The sequence below is a fragment of the Parvibium lacunae genome (assembly GCF_003335215.1).
Taxonomy (GTDB): domain Bacteria; phylum Pseudomonadota; class Gammaproteobacteria; order Burkholderiales; family Burkholderiaceae_D; genus Parvibium; species Parvibium lacunae.
This window is the reverse complement of record NZ_QPGB01000002.1, coordinates 443,141-460,512: the sequence shown is the minus strand read 5'-3', so window position 1 is coordinate 460,512 and position 17,372 is coordinate 443,141. Positions and strand designations below refer to the sequence as shown.

General features: G+C 52.2%; 17 protein-coding genes. 14 read left to right on the top strand and 3 right to left on the bottom strand.

The genetic code is table 11. From position 1 onward, the window contains the following. The first annotated feature begins 14 nt into the window (after window positions 1-14). Entirely contained in the window at window positions 15-1,640 is a 1,626-nt protein-coding gene (locus DU000_RS06305; RefSeq protein ID WP_114402504.1) for a gamma-glutamyltransferase family protein, read from the top strand. Window positions 1,641-1,649: 9 nt separating this feature from the next. Here DU000_RS06305 and DU000_RS06300 read toward each other — a convergent pair whose 3' ends face one another. The 3 genes from DU000_RS06300 to DU000_RS06290 all read right to left on the bottom strand — a co-directional run bounded on the left by DU000_RS06300 (window position 1,650) and on the right by DU000_RS06290 (window position 3,844). Continuing rightward, window positions 1,650-2,306 carry a tetratricopeptide repeat protein gene (locus tag DU000_RS06300; RefSeq protein WP_158529646.1) on the bottom strand — a complete coding sequence of 219 codons (657 nt, stop codon included), beginning with the start codon at window positions 2,304-2,306 and terminating at the stop codon, window positions 1,650-1,652. 195 nt (window positions 2,307-2,501) lie between these two features. Next, window positions 2,502-3,029: a TlpA family protein disulfide reductase gene (locus DU000_RS06295; protein ID WP_114402502.1), complete on the bottom strand. Its 528-nt coding sequence runs from the start codon at window positions 3,027-3,029 to the stop codon at window positions 2,502-2,504. A gap of 2 nt (window positions 3,030-3,031) precedes the next feature. Continuing rightward, window positions 3,032-3,844: a DUF1223 domain-containing protein gene (locus tag DU000_RS06290; RefSeq protein ID WP_114402501.1), complete on the bottom strand. Its 813-nt coding sequence runs from the start codon at window positions 3,842-3,844 to the stop codon at window positions 3,032-3,034. 208 nt (window positions 3,845-4,052) lie between these two features. Here DU000_RS06290 and miaB point away from each other — a divergent pair, with 208 nt between their 5' ends. The 13 genes from miaB (at window position 4,053) to rplS (ending at window position 17,342) form a co-directional block, all read left to right on the top strand. Beyond that, window positions 4,053-5,438: a tRNA (N6-isopentenyl adenosine(37)-C2)-methylthiotransferase MiaB gene (gene miaB, locus DU000_RS06285; protein WP_114402794.1), complete on the top strand. Its 1,386-nt coding sequence runs from the start codon at window positions 4,053-4,055 to the stop codon at window positions 5,436-5,438. 18 nt (window positions 5,439-5,456) lie between these two features. Continuing rightward, window positions 5,457-6,560, top strand: coding sequence for a PhoH family protein (locus DU000_RS06280; RefSeq protein ID WP_240001819.1), 1,104 nt, complete (start codon window positions 5,457-5,459; stop codon window positions 6,558-6,560). Between the two features lie 260 nt (window positions 6,561-6,820). Then, window positions 6,821-8,209 (top strand): class I SAM-dependent methyltransferase, encoded by a 1,389-nt coding sequence (locus DU000_RS06275; RefSeq protein WP_114402500.1) that lies wholly within the window; start codon window positions 6,821-6,823, stop codon window positions 8,207-8,209. 6 nt (window positions 8,210-8,215) lie between these two features. Further along, window positions 8,216-9,607, top strand: coding sequence for a sensor histidine kinase (locus DU000_RS06270; protein ID WP_114402499.1), 1,392 nt, complete (start codon window positions 8,216-8,218; stop codon window positions 9,605-9,607). Continuing rightward, complete coding sequence (locus tag DU000_RS06265) at window positions 9,604-10,851, top strand: hybrid sensor histidine kinase/response regulator (RefSeq protein WP_114402498.1); 1,248 nt, start codon at window positions 9,604-9,606, stop codon at window positions 10,849-10,851. The genes DU000_RS06270 and DU000_RS06265 overlap by 4 nt, the downstream gene beginning before the upstream one ends. Window positions 10,852-10,863: 12 nt before the next feature. Then, window positions 10,864-11,850, top strand: a complete 987-nt coding sequence (locus tag DU000_RS06260; protein ID WP_114402497.1) for a response regulator — start codon at window positions 10,864-10,866, stop codon at window positions 11,848-11,850. Window positions 11,851-11,863: 13 nt separating this feature from the next. Next, window positions 11,864-12,340 carry an rRNA maturation RNase YbeY gene (ybeY, locus tag DU000_RS06255; protein ID WP_114402496.1) on the top strand — a complete coding sequence of 159 codons (477 nt, stop codon included), beginning with the start codon at window positions 11,864-11,866 and terminating at the stop codon, window positions 12,338-12,340. Window positions 12,341-12,442: 102 nt separating this feature from the next. Continuing rightward, window positions 12,443-13,396 (top strand): HlyC/CorC family transporter, encoded by a 954-nt coding sequence (locus tag DU000_RS06250; RefSeq protein WP_114402495.1) that lies wholly within the window; start codon window positions 12,443-12,445, stop codon window positions 13,394-13,396. A 125-nt stretch (window positions 13,397-13,521) separates the two neighbouring features. Continuing rightward, window positions 13,522-15,066, top strand: coding sequence for an apolipoprotein N-acyltransferase (lnt, locus tag DU000_RS06245; protein ID WP_114402494.1), 1,545 nt, complete (start codon window positions 13,522-13,524; stop codon window positions 15,064-15,066). A gap of 155 nt (window positions 15,067-15,221) precedes the next feature. Next, a complete protein-coding gene (gene rpsP / locus DU000_RS06240; protein WP_114402493.1) occupies window positions 15,222-15,473 on the top strand; it encodes a 30S ribosomal protein S16 in 252 nt (83 codons plus the stop codon). Between the two features lie 23 nt (window positions 15,474-15,496). Next, window positions 15,497-16,093 (top strand): ribosome maturation factor RimM, encoded by a 597-nt coding sequence (gene rimM / locus DU000_RS06235; RefSeq protein WP_114402492.1) that lies wholly within the window; start codon window positions 15,497-15,499, stop codon window positions 16,091-16,093. Further along, window positions 16,093-16,881, top strand: coding sequence for a tRNA (guanosine(37)-N1)-methyltransferase TrmD (trmD, locus tag DU000_RS06230; protein ID WP_114402491.1), 789 nt, complete (start codon window positions 16,093-16,095; stop codon window positions 16,879-16,881). Before rimM ends, trmD begins: the two co-directional genes overlap by 1 nt. Window positions 16,882-16,958: 77 nt before the next feature. Beyond that, entirely contained in the window at window positions 16,959-17,342 is a 384-nt protein-coding gene (rplS, locus tag DU000_RS06225; RefSeq protein WP_114402490.1) for a 50S ribosomal protein L19, read from the top strand. Window positions 17,343-17,372 lie beyond the last annotated feature (30 nt).

Sequence of the window (17,372 nt, the reverse complement as noted above, 5' to 3'; positions counted from 1 at the left end):
TGCAGGAGCCGCCGATGAGATTTGACTGGCACTTTCCCTATCCTACTGCCCGCACCCCGATTTTTGCGCCTAATGTCGTCGCAACTTCGCAGCCACTGGCCGCGCAAGCCGGCTTACGTATGTTGCAACAAGGCGGTAACGCGATAGATGCGGCGATTGCCGCCGCTGCGGCCATCACCATCACCGAGCCAGTGTCCAACGGCTTAGGCAGCGATCTGTTCGCGATTGTGTGGGATGGACAAACCCTGCAAGGTCTCAATGCCTCCGGCACCGCGCCAGCGGCATGGCATTTGAACTACTTTGAACGTAAATACTCGCTAGACCCTGCGCGCAAGCCGATCCGGGGTTGGGATACCGTCACGGTGCCTGGCATGGTGGCGGGGTGGATGGCGCTGCACGGGCGCTATGGCAGTTTGCCGCTGGATACCTTACTGCAACCCGCTGTTGAGTTGGCTGAGCGCGGCTATGCGGTTTCGCCGAACGTGCAATACAAGTGGGCGGGACAAGTGCCGCTGTTGCAAGACCAGCCGGGGTTTGCACAAACTTTCATGCCGCATGGCCGTGCGCCGGAAGTGGGCGAGTTATTTGCCATGCCCGATGCCGGGCGTACCCTGCGGCTCATCGCCCAAACCCAGGGCCGCGCCTTTTACGAAGGTGAAATTGCTGAGAAGCTGGTGGCCCATGCCCAAGCCCATGGCGCGGCTTTAAGCGTGGATGATTTGCGGCAGTATCAACCCGAATGGGTCACGCCCATTAGCCAAAACTATCGCGGCTACACCGTGCACGAAATCCCACCGAATGGGCAGGGCATCGCGGCACTGATTGCACTGGGTATTTTGAATCATGTCGATTTGCGCCAATATGCGCCAGATAGCGTGGCGTGCCAGCACTTGCAGATTGAAGCGATGAAGCTGGCCTTTGAAGACGTGTATCACTACGTCGCCGCGCCGGAAGCCATGCGCATCACCCCCCAACAGTTGCTCGACCCCAGCTACCTGGCTGAGCGGGCAAAATTGCTGGATGTGAATCGGGCACAAAATTATCGTCCTGGTTTGCCCCCGCAAGGCGGCACGATTTATCTTACCACGGCGGATGAGCAGGGCCGCATGGTCAGCTTGATTCAATCTAACTACATGGGCTTTGGCTCCGGTGTGGTTGTACCGGGTACGGGCGTGAGTTTGCAAAATCGCGGCCACGCGTTTTCATTCGATGCCGCTTCCCCGAATGTCGTTGCCCCCGGCAAGCGGCCTTTCCACACCATCATTCCCGGCTTCTTAACCCAGAACGGCGCGCCCGTGATGAGCTTTGGTGTGATGGGTGCGAACATGCAACCCCAAGGCCATGTGCAAACGCTGGTGCGGATGTTAGATTACGGACAAAACCCACAAGCCGCTTGTGATGCACCGCGCTGGAAAGTGAACTGCGGGGTCTGGCAAAAAGACAGCCCCAACGCCCTGCTAGAGTTAGAAAATACGATGTCCGCTGAACTGGTAGCGGGTTTAAAAGCACGCGGCCATCAAGTAGTGGATGTGGTCGATCCGTATATGGATTTTGGTTCGGGTCAGTTCATCTGGAAAACTCCAGCAGGCTATGTGGCCGCAAGCGATAGCCGACGGGATGGGCAGGCGGTGGGGTTTTAGGGGGCTGGCTTAATGGGAAGCTGTGCGCTCACTCACGGCTAAGCGTTGGAGTTTGGCAATAGCCGCCACATCGCCTTGCAAGGCGGCAGCATGATACCAGCGATAGGCTGCTGTGAGATTACCGGTAACCCCATGTCCATGCTCATACATACTGGCTAAAATATATTGGGCAGCGACGTCACCTTGCTGTGCTGCTTGTTCAAACCAATACGCGGCCAGACGCAGATCCTCGGGAATGCCAGGGATTTCGCCCCGTGCAGGGGCACCCGAAAAATATAATAGCGCCACACTCACCTGCGCTTCAACATGGCCTTGTCGTGCTGCTTGTCGGTAATATTCCAACGCCTGCAGAGATGACTGTCGGCCATAGCGGCCATTTTCGTAGAGTCGGCCCAGGGCAAATTGAGCGAGTTGCGTGGGTTGACCTAATTCCGTTGCAGCAAGGGCTTCCAGCATTTGCCAACCCTGCTGACGCTGTTTGGTGCCCCCCTCGCCTTGCAAGCGCATAATCGCCAAGTTATAAGCAGCCAGGGCCTCACCAGCGGCTGCGGCACGCTCAAACAGCAGACGGGCACGCTTGAGCTGACCCTGTTGTTGCGCCAATACGGCCTGATCATTGAGGGAAAGCGATGTCTTGAAGGGTGCCGCACTTGCAAATGTTGTCAAGAGTGTGCAACAAATCGCTGTGAATAGCGCATGATAAATGCGCCGCTGTGGCGGCAGACGAACCCTGCATGACTGATCCCCTGACTGCAAGAAACGCGAACTCAACATGGCTGATTCCTCGAAAAGCGATAATGTGCCCCACCCAAAATCCAACTCCTTAAGCGCCAACCCCTTAAGCGCTGAACAGTTGCCTGACTAGCTGTTCATTTCTGTCCAAAAATCATCCCAATCTTCCGGTTGCAAAGCGCCTTGGCGAAAGCGAAACAAGCTACCGTCTTTGCGGAACATAAAGTGACTGGGCGTGCCTGTAATCGGCCCGAACGTATCTTGATGCCCCCATTCTTTGCGCCACATAATCGGAAAGCGCTGTGATGCCGGAATGACTTGAAACAGCACTTGTTGATAGGCGGCCACATCTTCGCGTCGTTCATCCAGGCTTATCGCCAACAGGTTAAAACCCTTGCGCTGATTGTCTTCATAAAAACTGCGTAGTAGGGGCAATTCTTTGCGACAGGTTGGGCACCAGGTCGCCCAAAAGGTAATGAGTGTAAATTGATTACGCTGGGCTTGCAGTGACCAGGGCTTTCCTTCCAGCGTCTGGCCGAGTAATCGATAAGGCTCTTTTTTATTGGCGACCGGACGTGCTGGATTGGCATAAGCGTTGGAGCTTAAGCCTCCTAGCAACAGCATTTGTAAGTACTCGCGACGGGTGAGTGGTGGCATGATTAAGTTCCTTTTCTTGAGCAAACCGTTTGCGACCAGCTTTGTAGAATTTGACCGCTCACGGGGTCTTGTAAAAACGCGGCTAAGCCATAGGGGCTGGTCGTTGCCGCTAACGGCGATAACAATGCGTCATTGAGTTGAATGGTGCGGGTTAAGGTGGCCTGTTCAAGGCGTTGTGGTTCAAACCAATGTCGTACGACATAGTGATGGGTAAGCGTGCGGCCACGGTTCTCACCCTGGCTAATGGTTTGTTGCAGGTCGCTTTGAAATAAAACTAAGTGAACCAGCGGCGGATTACTTGGCGTGATTTGCCCTGTTGTTACAGGCTGAATCTTGATGGTAGCTTGATGGGGTGTTTGCCAGCTAAGGTGTAGTTGGTAGTCGCTGTTTCTGGTCTGCCAGCGCTGAATTAATCCGTGAAAGGATTCTGGGCTGGCATCAGGGCCAAACTCAATCCCATTGATGAATAAGCCTGGCGTATATATTGAGCGCGAACGATTCTGTTGGGCCAATTCTCGTTGGCGCGCGGTGAAACGCTTGTTTGCATAGGGGTCGCGCCAGCCCAGTTGATCCCAGTAATCCACATGCCAGGCCAACGCAACGATCTTGCCGCGATAACGCGGCGCTACTTCGGCCAGCCAGGCTTCCGCTGGAGGACAGCTGCTACAGCCCTCTGAGGTATAGAGCTCTACCAGTGGCACACGCTGCAGCGGGCTGCTGCTCGCACAGGCTGCACTCGTCTGCGCTATGGCCGGCAGGTAGGCGTGACCAAGTATGAGCATGGCGGCAATTCGTAATCGTTGTGTGCGTTGCATGGCCGGGGCTTTTTTACCAGAGGGCGATTGTGATGCCGATTGGTCGAGTAAACCGGGCAGACCTTACACATTGCCTCGTTTCTGGCTGCATAAAGCAAGTGGCTGATAAGGCTCCCGCGAGGATTCTGGCGATTGAGTCAGCACAAGAGAGATGAAGCAGGTAAAATACGCTTTTGCTTCAAAGACTTATCTTAAGGTTGCTACTGCTGTGACGAAAAAGCTTTATATCAAAACCTTTGGTTGCCAAATGAACGAGTACGACTCGGACAAAATGGTGGATGTCTTAAACGCCACCGAGCCACTGGAAAAAACCGACAACCCGGAAGAAGCCGATTTCATTTTGTTTAATACCTGCTCGGTGCGCGAAAAAGCGCAAGAGAAGGTGTTTTCGGATTTGGGCCGCATTAAACACCTCAAACAGCGCAACCCCGATCTGGTGATTGGCGTGGGTGGCTGCGTGGCCAGCCAAGAAGGCGCGGTGATCGTGCAACGCGCGCCGTATGTGGACGTGGTGTTTGGCCCGCAAACCTTGCACCGCCTTCCTGATCTAATCGAACAAAAGCGCCGTAGCGGTAAATCGCAGGTAGATATCAGCTTTCCTGAAATCGAGAAGTTCGACAACTTGCCCCCCGCCAGGGTGGAGGGGCCAAGTGCTTTTGTATCGATCATGGAAGGTTGCAGCAAATATTGCAGCTATTGTGTGGTGCCCTATACCCGCGGTGAAGAGGTCTCGCGGCCCCTGGAAGATGTATTGGCAGAGATTACGGCACTGACCCAGCAAGGAGTAAAGGAAGTGAACTTGTTGGGCCAAAATGTGAATGCTTATCTCGGCGCAACGGCAGAAGGGGATACAGCAGACTTTACCTTGTTACTAGAGTTAGTTGCGGCGCTGCCTGGAATCGAACGCATTCGTTTTACGACCTCGCACCCAAAAGAATTTACCCCAAGGTTGATTGACGCCTATGCACGTATTCCCCAGCTCGTAGGCCATTTACATTTGCCATTACAGGCTGGGTCTGACCGTGTGTTAGCCGCCATGAAACGCGGCTATACCGTGTTGGAGTATAAAAGCATCATCCGCAAGTTGCGGGCAATTCGCCCGACACTCTCATTATCAACCGATATTATTGTTGGGTTTCCGGGGGAAACAGAGGCTGACTTCGAGAAAACCATGCAGGTCGTGGCGGAGTTGGATTTCGATCAATCTTTCAGCTTTGTCTACAGCAAGCGCCCTGGCACGCCAGCTGCAGATTTGCCGGATGACACACCGCCGGCAGAAAAACTCGCCCGCTTACAGCGCTTGCAAGCCCACATTAATGCGAATGCCCAGCGTATCAGCCAAGCGATGGTCGGTACCGTTGAAAGGGTGTTGGTTGAGGGGCTGTCGAGCCGTAACCCCGCAGAGTTGGCTGGGCGTACAGAGAATAACCGTGTCGTGAATTTCGTGGCCCCACGCCGCCTGATTGGGCAGATGGTGCCCATGCGAATCACGCAAGCCTTAACCAATACCCTGCGCGGCGAGGTGTTATTGCGTGCCGAAAATGATTCGACTGATTTCAGCGCCGCTGCAGCCACCGCAGCGCTATCGTCTTAACCTTGATAAGGGTCTCCGTTGTCGACAACCAAATCCTCTGCACTACTCGCCGACATTAAATTGGAATGGCGTTACGCGGGTAAAAACACCATCATGGCAAGCCTGTGCGGGCCATTGGATGAAAATTTAAAACAAATTGCCAATGCCTTGGATGTCTCGCTCGCGCGTCGTGGAAGCCGCGTGATATGCAGTGGCGCCAGCGAAAAAGCAGAAAAAGCGCAACGTGTCTTAAGCTATTTTGCACGTCGCGCTGAAGCGCTGCACCCGAATTCACTCGAAGTGGACGATATTCAGTTGGGCTTAGTGGAAATCCAGCAAATGGCGGACTTATCGGCTGACGGCCTAGCGGCAGAGCGGATTCGACCAGTACGAGTAACGCTTGATGGTGTTTATGGCGAAGCCCCGACGCCCCAGATTACCGCTGCGGCGGCCTCGTCCGCCCCGTTGTTGCGTACCCGTCGTACCGATTTGAAAGGGCGCACCCCGAATCAATGCACTTATCTTGAGCAAATACTGGCGCACGATATTACTTTTGGTATCGGCCCAGCCGGAACGGGTAAAACGTATTTGGCAGTGGCTTGTGCCGTAGATGCCTTGGAGCGTGATAGCGTAAAAAGAATCGTCTTGACGCGCCCCGCAGTAGAAGCGGGGGAGCGTTTGGGCTTTCTACCGGGCGACCTCGCGCAGAAAGTGGACCCTTATTTACGCCCACTATATGACGCCTTGTATGATTTGCTCGGGTTTGACCGCGTGCAACGCCTGTTTGAAAAACAGACGATTGAAATTGCGCCACTGGCATACATGCGTGGTCGCACCCTGAATCATGCTTTTGTCATATTAGACGAAGCGCAAAATACAACCCCTGAGCAGATGAAAATGTTTCTAACCCGCATTGGCTTTGGTTCTAAAGCGGTGGTGACAGGCGATATCTCGCAGATTGATTTACCTCGGCACATGAAAAGTGGGTTAATCGAAGCGCAGGCAATCTTGGCCCAAGTGCGTGGGATTGCCTTTACCCAATTCACCAGCCAAGACGTGGTGCGCCATCCGCTCGTCGCGCGTATCGTTGAGGCATATGCGGCACATGGACAAAAATCGGACAAAGCCTCGCCCAATGCCTAGACAGTGGCCGTTAAATCCAGTCGGCCTGTCATTCCTGACAGGTTTGCAGCATTAATCAGACAGCCTATAGACATGCCCTATCGCCTATCGGCTTAACGATGGGTAAAATGTTAAAACTGATTGAGTGCCAACTAGAGCCCGCAGTAAATTGATTTGAATGAGAGACGACATTTTCCACGGCGTATGCTTATGCCGTTTGGTTGCGACCGTCTGGCAACCCTATTAATCGTTTTACTTCTTCCTTCGTTAGGCTGGCTCCTATGTCTCGTTCGCTGGTTGATTCCCTTATTACTTTTCGCAATTCACAAGGCGAGTCGGTTCGCGCGACCTTGATGCAATTGCAACGAAAATCCTTGGTTCTGGAAGTCTATAACCCCTACTCGATTGTCCAGGTGAGTGAAGTGCTGGCGGAGCTGACTATCCGTATCAAAGAGCAGCCCGTTTATTGCGGCCGGGCGGTGGTCATTAGCATGGTAAACACCGGCCTAACCGCGGTGGTGTCGGTGACCTTGATCGATGAATGGCAAGAGCTTGCTGATGATCAGCTGTCTGCTGAAAATGTGGGGAAAGAGGTTCGTAAGTATATTGGCCAATGGTCTGAGGGTTTCCAGATTCGACCTAAATATCAACTCATTGTTAATGAGCTGCGCGCCTTTCTAAGCGATATGGCCCGCTGGGTCGAGCAAGTTGATTTATCCAATAATTTGCCCAAAGAAAATAATCAACTAAGACAAGATTACTTTTTTGAACTCGCAAGCCCGTTCATCGAACGTACTAATGCATTTTTGTCAGCCCTTGAGGGTGAAGCACGAGAGGTCCCGAAAGAACTGATTTCCCAGCATCATGCGTTTTCACAGGGAGCGTTGCATCCTTTGATGCTGAGAGCACCATTTGTATTTCGCACCTACACGAAGCCACTGGGCTATGCGGGTGATTATGAAATGGTTAACCAGTTGCTGGCCGATCCTCGGCAGGGGCCAAACACCTATTTTCAAATTATCAACAGTGCTTTTTTACAGGCCGCCGTTGCGCAGGCTCACCGTAACCGGATTGATATTCTGGTCGATTTCTTGAAGCGCTTAGCGGTTAGAGCAGAGCAAAATGGGCGGCCACTCAGAATTCTTAACGTGGGGTGTGGCCCAGCCGTTGAGGTGCAGCGCTTTATCCAAACTCATCACCGTCCTGAGTTACTTAACTTTGAGCTACTCGACTTCAGTGAAGAGACGCTTAAATGGACACGCAGTACGATGGCTGGCATCCTGCAAAAATCAGGTCGCCCAATTAAAGTGAGTTACTTGCATGAGTCTGTTCATCAATTGCTCAAGCGCAGTCCACATCCTCATGAGTTAAGACGTGAATACGATGCTGTCTATTGCGCAGGTTTGTTTGATTACCTCTCTGACAAGGTGTGTCACAAATTACTGACCTATTTCACAAAATGCGCTGTGCCTGGCGGGCAAGTTTTATTTACAAATGTACATAGCAACAACCCCGAAAAAGTGTTTGTTATGGAAAGCTTGCTTGAGTGGTATCTCATTTATCGCGACGAACAAGGCATGTCTACCTTGATTCCTGAGCATACCCATACCCATAAAGTCTATGCGGATCACACGGGAGTTAATGTCTTTGGTGAATTTACGGTGAACTGATCGCGTATGCAGATAGCCAGCTACGACAGCGAAATTCGTGAATATCGGGTCAGTTTTAGTATCAACTGCGCCTACATTGGCATTCTGCTGGTCCTTCTTGGAATTTCTCTGGACTTTTCACTTTACCGTGAACAGATGGGGACCTTCGCCGTATGGCGATGCCTGACAGCCTGTGGAATGGTTTGTTTTGTAGTGGCGTTGAAATATTCCACTCGACAGCATACCCCTCAGTTATTAACCCTTGGTTGGCTATATCTCCCGCAGATCATGATTGCCTGCATGATCGCCGTCACGGAAGGTTATCAATCTGTCTACTATGCCGGTCTCAGCCTCGCGATTATTGCCTCAGGCACGCTGCCATTTCAGGTATGGCAAAGCCTGGTCTTTGGGCTGCTCTCTTTGATTGCCTATGTATTGGCGTGTCTGTATGCAGACAATAGCTTATCGTTTGTCGGAGAATTTGCGGTTAATACGATTTTGCTGGCATTTACAACAGCGGTTAGCTCAATTTGTGCTTTTTTTAATGAGCGTGCTCGCATACAGCTATTTGCGTTGCGCGCTGAGGTAGCAGAAAAAAATCGCGTGCTGCAAGCGGCGAATACTGAGCTCGAAAAAGCGAACAAAGACTTAGCCGAAGTTAAAGGGCAGCTTCTCCAGCAAGAAAAAATGGCAGCCTTAGGAACGCTTTCGGCAGGGCTATTGCATGAAATAAACAACCCCGTCAACTTTTCTTCAATGGCGATTTCGCTGGCGTTAGAAGATGAAAAAGTTCAGGCCATCCCCACCGCTAAAGAGTGTTTAACGGATGCATTGGAGGGTTTACAGCGAATACAGCACATTGTTGGTGACCTGAAAACCTTTGCCTATCGACCACAGCATGTCGATATCATGTCAAATTATTTCTATCTGGAGCGCAGCGTTCAATCCGCACTCCGCCTGATGGGGCATGAGCTGAAAGGGATTCATGTTGAGCAAGATATGCCCAACAATGTGCTGGTCTATGGCGATGAAACGGCTGTGATTGGGGTGTTGATCAATTTAATCAGTAACGCGGTGCTGGCGATTCGCAAAGCGCAGCGTGAAGCCCCACGATTGGATATCGTTGGGCGTTATCGGGGTCGCCAATTTGAATTAAGTGTGATTGATAATGGAACGGGTATCGCCCCCGCAAACCTGTCTCGCATTTTCGAGCCATTCTTCACCACGCGGGAGGTGGGTAAGGGCCTGGGTTTGGGCTTAAGTATGAGCTACAGCGTGATTCAACAGCATGGCGGGGCGCTACAGGTTGAGAGTGAAGAAGGGCAATGGACCCGAATGTATTTTGATTTGCGCGTGGTTGAAGACAAAGCGTCCCCAGATCCTTCGCAAGCTAACCCCATGACCTTGAGGGCAGCATGACCGCTCTAGATTACCGGCACGCATTGCCCAAAATACTTTACCTGGACGACGAGCCCCTGGCTGGGAAGTATCTTGAAAAATTATTAAGTGATATCTGCCATGTCGAAACGGTTACGCAAGGGCAAACCGCGTTGGCGATTTTGCAGCAGCGGGCAACGGACTTTGCCGTGATCATCACCGATTATCGGATGCCGGGGCAATCTGGCGCCGAGTTTTTGCAAGAGGTTGAGCGGCGTTTTCCGCGTCAATTTGCTTACATTTTGGTGAGCGCTTATGCCGATAAAGAGGCGCTCTTGAAATGCATGGCCTCAACGCAGCTATTTGGCGTTGTGGAAAAGCCGGTGCATCTGGATTCGATGCGAACGCTCGCGATTAATGCATTACGTCATGTTCAGGAAATTCGACAGCAGCAACAGCGCTGGCAGATGGTACAGGAGATCTTGGCTTTTCTGATGCATGAGTTAAACACCCCACTGGCCTCGATTGCCTTGAACGCAGCCGCTCTGCCGCGCTGGCAAAGCTGGCTCAATTCGCAAGCTGAAAAATTGGGGGGATTGCCAATCCCGGCAAATCTCCCGGGAGGCCTGCCGAATTTAACCGATAGTGCAGAGCAACTTGAACTCAATGCGCGCTATTGCATGGCGACGCTAGAAAGTTTTAGGCAATCATTAGCAAAGAGCCATCAATTACCCGATCGGCAGTATTTGCAAACTGCAGATCAGATTGTCTGTGCAGTGTTAGATGCATTTCCTTTTACCGCTGGGCAACGAGAGCAACTCGATTATCGCTGTGAGCAAGATTTTTCAGTATTGCGCTTACCCGAATGCGTCGGTATGGTGGTGTCATCCATATTGAGTAATGCGATTCGGGCCCTAGAAGGCCGGACTGATGCCAAAATTCAGATTGTGGTCGGGGTCTCTGATCGACCGTTCATTCGTATTGAAGACAATGGCCCAGGTATTCCCGCCCCGATTATTCAGCGTTTTCAGCAGGCCATACAGGGCGTTGCGGTGCCGAGTAGCGGCGCTCAAAACCAAGCCACACAACGCAAGCAAGCGTTACTGGAAAGCGCTGAACATGGGCGTGGTTTGGTTTTTGCCCGCCATATTATGGAAGCTGTCGGCGGTCAGTTATGGCTAGAGTCTAAAGCCTCACAGACGATTATGACCATGGCTTTTGCCGCTTTAAGCCCAGGTATTTCCGGTCCTTTTTCATTTTCTTCCCCCGAGCACCCCAGCCATTAAGGAATCGCTGCCATGAGTGACGTCGTTCAAACCCTCCCTGAAATTCTCTTTGTTGATGATGAATTAACCGCAATCAAATATTTTCAGCGGGCAGTTGAGTCGCTAGCTGGCGTGATTACCGCCACCAGTGTGGCAGAAGCGAAAACCTTGCTCGATGCGCATGCCGATAGCCTGTTGGTGATTGTGAGTGACCAACGGATGCCAGGTGCCTATGGCAATGAGTTGCTGGAGTATGCAAAGCAAGCTTATCCTGCAAAGGTCAGAATTCTAACGACGGCATATTCTGAATTGAGCGACACGATTCAGGCCGTGAATCAAGGGCAGATTCATCGCTATTTACAAAAACCCTGGGATATCGCCACGTTGCGTATGGAATTAAAACAGGCCCTGAGCTTAGCGCGCTTGCAACGTGATCATGATTTGTTACGGCGTGAAAAACTCCAGGTGCAGCAAAAACAACTGATTGCCAATCGCATTGTTGATTTATATGTGACCTTGCAGGGCCTGGCAGCGACGACGCCCGGTGCGATGCTGGAATGGTTACTGAGCTTAACGCAGCAGGTAGGTGTCCAACCCCTGGCCCCCAGTTGGCATGCTCAAAATTATACGGATTGGTTAGCACAAGAAGCCGCTCGCAGCGGCCACTTCGTACAGCAGATTAGCGCGGAGTTGCAAGCGCTACAGCAAAAGAATTTACCAACAACCCCGGTCGAATTACAACAAGCGCTGGCGGCATTCTTCCCTAACCACTTTGAGGTCACGGACAATCACATAAAAATACGCACACCAGCCGCCCTGGTGGTCTTTTTTACCCAGACAACCGATATTGCGCCAACGCTTGAGGAGGCCCGCTGGGTTGCGGCGCTTGTCTATCTGAGCCGTCTCGGCCTTGATTGCCAGCTATCTGCCCAGCCGTCAGGGTATTCCTGGTCTATTACGACCGCAGCAGCGCCATGGCCAGCCGAGCGCCTGGCAATCTGGCTTGAGCAATTTATCTAACTGAAGGCGGCTGATGTCTTCTCAGCGGGCCAAGCATCATCAAACATGGTCTATCGCCGTGCAGTATGGGCTCTCGCGCAAAGGTTTGCCAGCCGCCACTCGCTTGCGTCACTGGGCACGCTGCGCGCTGGAAAATTGCGCTCATTCGGTTGAACTAACTTTACGGATTGTTGATCATGAAGAAGGGGCGAGTCTGAACCAGTCTTTTCGCCAGAAAAATTATGCAACGAATGTCTTGACCTTTGAATATGGTCTCGACCCGATTACCCAATCCTTAACGGCAGATATTATTTTGTGCGCACCCGTTATCGCAAGTGAAGCGAGTGAGCAAGGTAAGCCGCTTGCTGCGCACTATGCCCACATGGTGGTGCATGGCGTGTTACATGCCCTGGGTTACGACCACATCAAACCCAAAGAAGCCAAGGTCATGGAAGCGCTAGAGGTGGAACTACTGGCGCGCTTGGGGTACGCCAATCCGTATGCGAGGTGAGGATGTTGGTGCGGATATCGGTTGCTCGCTGGTCGATAGTCAAGATAGAGCCACCGCTTAATTTCGTGTATCCTTCGGCCATCGCAACTCTTTTTGGCCATCATGCCTGATCCTCTTCCTAGTTCGGCACACAGCAGTGTGCCGACCCCTCAAACCGATACCGCGCAGGCCACGCCCCCTGGTCGCGTAAAACCTCTCAAGCCTCAAGCAGCGCGTTCATTACTGGAGCGCCTTTCCGATTTCCTGATGCGCGAGCCGGAAGACCGGCAACAACTCATGGAAGTTTTGCACCATGCGCACGAACGTAATTTATTGGATGCTGATGCCCTGTCGATGATGGAGGGAGTGTTGCAGGTATCCGATTTAGCAGCACGGGATATCATGATTCCCCGTGCGCAAATGGATATGATTGATATTGAAGCTGAGCCGCAAGCTTGGTTGCCGATGGTGCTAGAAACATCACACTCTCGCTTTCCGGTTTACGAAGGAAATCGCGATAGAGTGATTGGCATTCTATTGGCGAAGGATCTGTTGCGTTACCTGATCGATCAAGAGACTGATATTCGCGGTATGTTACGTCCGGCAGTGTTCATTCCCGAGTCGAAGCGCCTCAATGTACTGTTGCGCGATTTTCGGATTAACCGCAATCACATGGCGCTGGTGGTTGATGAGTATGGCGGGGTCGCTGGTTTGGTGACCATTGAAGATGTCCTGGAGCAAATTGTCGGCGACATCGAAGATGAATATGATTTTGATGAAGAAGCTGACAATATTCTTTTGGCGAGTGATGGGCGCTATCGAGTTCGTGCTTTAACTGAAATTACCCACTTCAACGAGACCTTTGGAACACAATTCAGCGATGAGGATGTAGATACTGTCGGTGGGTTGATCAGCGATCATTTAGGGCGAGTGCCGCGTCGTGGTGAAAAAATCTTACTCGACAATATTCAGTTTGAAGTGTTGCGAGCCGATGCGCGACAAGTACATCTCTTGCTCGCTGAAAAAACCCGGTCCGCCCCCTCCTTGGATGACGAAAACGAGCCCCCACTGGCATAAGAAGCCCGCATCGCCTCAAGTCGCCACGTCTATCTGCGCATTGCTATCGCATACAATACGGCCAGTGTGAGCGTCGGTCCGCAGTATTGACTGACCATTTAGGCAAGTTTAGACGATAGGATTTTGTGCAAACTTATTTAGTTCATCTGGCGTGCGCCTTGATCTTGGGGGTGCTCCACAGTGCGAGTTTCGCGCCGCTTGAGGCTTGGTATCTGCAAGCTCTCAGCCTGGGGGGGCTGTATTGGCTATTGCAGCCGCGCGATCAGGCTCCAGCTGTGCCACCCCCTTGGCTATTAGGGTTGGTATTTGGTCTGGCTTGGTTTGGTGCGGGCGTGAGCTGGATTTTTATCAGTCTTTACCGCTATGGACAAATGCCGGTGTGGATTGCTGCCCCCGCCACCTTCTTATTTTGTCTTTACTTAAGCCTCTATCCGGCCCTCTTTGCGGCACTCTGGTCACGTTTTTTAGCCCGCTTGCACGGCTCACAGGGAGTGGCGTATCAAGCACTCTTATTTGGTGCTCTATGGGCACTGACGGAGTGGTTACGCGGCACTCTGTTTACGGGGTTTCCTTGGCTCAACACGGGCTATGCACACACGGTTGGTCCTTTACGCGGCTATGCCCCAATTCTGGGGGTATATGGTTTGGCCTGGTTGAGTGCCAGTTTAGCGGCACTACTTGCTCTCTACTGGCAAGCGCGCCAGCACCCAGCAGCGCATCCGCGTCGGCAGTGGTATGGGGCAATGATGTTACTCACGGGTGTGCTTGGCCTCGTGTTGCACTGGATTCCTTGGACCCGAGCCCATGAATCGCCGATAACGGTACGGTTGCTGCAAGGGGGGATTCCCCAAGATACTAAATTCCGTGTCGATCGGCTAAATACTTCATTAGGCACCTATTTTGGGTTGATCGAGGAGAAACCGGCCGATTTAATTGCGCTGCCAGAAACTGCCTTTCCTTTGTTTTGGCAAGACTTGCCCATCGACTACCAACGGCGTCTGCAGCGCTTTGCCAATGCCTATCAAAGTCATTTGATAACCGGCATTCCCCTCGAAGAGCCACCGGGGTATTACACCAATAGTGCGGTCTTGTTCCGCCCCGGGGCAAGTAACGGCACGGTTCGCTTTGATGCTCGCTACGATAAACATCACTTGGTGCCCTTTGGCGAATTTATTCCGTGGGGTTTCCGCTGGTTTGTCGATCTGATGCAAATGCCGCTGGGTGATTTTGGCCGTGGCGATCCACAACAGCCCCCTTTCAATGTGGCTAAACAGCGCATCGCGACCAATATATGTTACGAAGATTTGTTTGGTGAAGAATTACGCCTGAGTGGCCGCCATGCCACGGTTTTACTCAATTTAAGCAATCTAGCCTGGTTTGGTGACACCTATGCCTTGCCTCAGCATTTGCAGATTTCGCAAATGCGTGCGCTGGAATTACGCAAACCCATGTTACGTGCAACCAATACCGGGATGACGGCGATTATTCAGGCCGATGGCCAAGTGACCAAAAAGCTCTTGCCGTTTATTACCGCTACGGCGGAAGGAGTCGTTCAAGGCCGAACCGGTTGGACTCCTTATGCTGGGTGGGGCAATGCTGCTTTTATCGGGTTGCTGGTGGCCGTATTTAGTTACCCGTTTTGGCGAAAACGTCGGGCGCGAGTTGGTTAGCCTAGGCTGCCAGGCCAAGGTTAGCTATTCGGGTTACCTCTTAGACTGGTTGGCGCCACTCCGCCCCCTCTTGCTCAACAGGGTTGATTCAGCATATAATCGCGAGTTCCCCGCTGAGATTATGCGGTTATGCTGACTTTTTTCGAGAGATAACCATGGTTATTTTGCGTTTAGCACGCGGTGGCGCCAAGAAGCGTCCTTTTTTTAATGTTGTTGCAACCGATTCGCGCAGCCGCCGCGATGGTAAGTTTATTGAGCGTGTGGGTTTTTATAACCCTGTTGCTACAGAAGGCACCGAGAAACTGCGTTTGGCAATGGATCGTGTTACCTACTGGCAGCAAAATGGCGCTCAAGTGTCGCCTGCTGTGGCTCGCCTGTTAAAAGAGTTCAACGCTAAAGCGGCTTAATTCAATTCAACTGGTGCGACGGTATGTCGGCAGCGTGGCCATGCGATGCGGTATTAGTTGGGCATGTCTCGACCGCATACGGGATTAAGGGTTGGCTCAAAATCCACCCCTACTCTAGCGATGCCGATGCGTTGCTGAACAATACCGAATGGTGGGTTAAGTTTCCGGCTGAAACTGAGCAAGCAGCCAAGTGCATTGCGGTTAATACAGCAAAATGGCACAACGGGGCGATTGTTGCACAGTGGGAAACGGTAGCCGATCGAACCGCTGCAGAAGCTTGCCGTGGCCTTGAAATCTGGTTGTCACGTGCGACCTTCCCCGCGCCAGCGGAAGACGAATACTATTTGTTCGATTTGCAGGGATTGCGCGTCTGTAACTTGCAAGGGGTCGTATTAGGCCAAGTGCAAGAAGTATTTGATAACGGGGCGCATGATGTCTTGGTGGTACAAGATCAGCAGCGCTCTGTGCAACGTATGATTCCGTTTGTTTCTGCGTATGTAGTAAAGATTGATCAACAGGCCGGTGACGTGCTGGTTGATTGGCAGTCTGAGTGGGATGAGCCTGATAGCGCGCCCCCTAAGCCCAAGCAGCGTGTGCGCAAACCAGCCGTGGAAGCCTAATGACGTATCGGTACGATGTCATTACGCTGTTCCCAGAGATGTTTGGGGTGCTAACGACATGCGGGGTCACCCGCCGCGCTCATGAACGAGGTATCTGGCAGTTACAGACTTGGAATCCCAGGCAGTTTGCAAGCGACCGCTATAAGACCATTGATGATCGTCCTTATGGCGGTGGGCCGGGCATGGTGATGCTGGCACAACCCTTGGCGCAGGCGATTGACGCCGCGCAGCACGACCAGCGTGTGGCTGGCCTTCCCGCCGGAAGAGTGATTTATCTATCCCCGCAAGGGCGGCGATTAGATCATGCGCGTGTCGTGTCATTGTTGGCCGAACCAAGTTTGGTTCTACTCTGTGGCCGCTATGAAGGGGTGGATGAGCGATTGCTGAATACGGTGGTCGACGAAGAAATCAGCCTGGGCGATTTTGTGTTGTCTGGCGGTGAGATTGCGGCAATGGCGTTACTCGACGCCCTAATTCGCCAAATGCCAGATGTATTGAATGATGCCGCATCGGCTGCGCAAGATTCATTTGCCGATGTAACCACGGGGGGCTTGTTGGATTGCCCACATTACACCCGTCCAGAAGTTTATGCAGGGCAAGCTGTGCCGCCGGTGTTATTGTCTGGGAATCATGCTGATATTGCCCGCTGGCGCCGTCAGCAGGCCTTACTCAGTACGCTGTCCAAACGACCTGATATTTTAGCGCGTGCCCGTGAAGCGGGGCAGCTAACACAGGCGGATGAACGATTTTTGGCGCTGCAAAGCAGTGCCATAAAGCCCAACCCTTAAGTAAGGGTTGATTTTGTTAACCCATCCTCTGGCAAGTGAGAGTCTGATCTTGACTATGATGGTTTTGGAGAGAAAACATGGACTTAATCCAAATTTTAGAGCAGGAAGAAATTGCACGTCTGAACAAGTCGGTGCCCGAGTTTGCCCCCGGTGATACTGTGGTGGTTAACGTTAATGTGGTGGAAGGTAACCGCAAACGGGTTCAGGCTTATGAAGGGGTTGTGATTGCACGCCGTAATCGTGGCCTGAATTCAAGCTTTATCGTGCGTAAGATTTCTTCCGGCGAGGGTGTGGAGCGGACTTTCCAACTCTATTCCCCGTTAATCGCGTCAATCGAAGTGAAACGCCGTGGCGATGTGCGCCGTGCCAAGCTGTACTATCTGCGTCAGCGTTCTGGTAAATCTGCGCGTATTAAAGAAAAACTGCCCCAGCGCGCAGCCAAAGCGGCAGCAGCTGAATAACCGATACTCGATACGGTTACGAATCACACC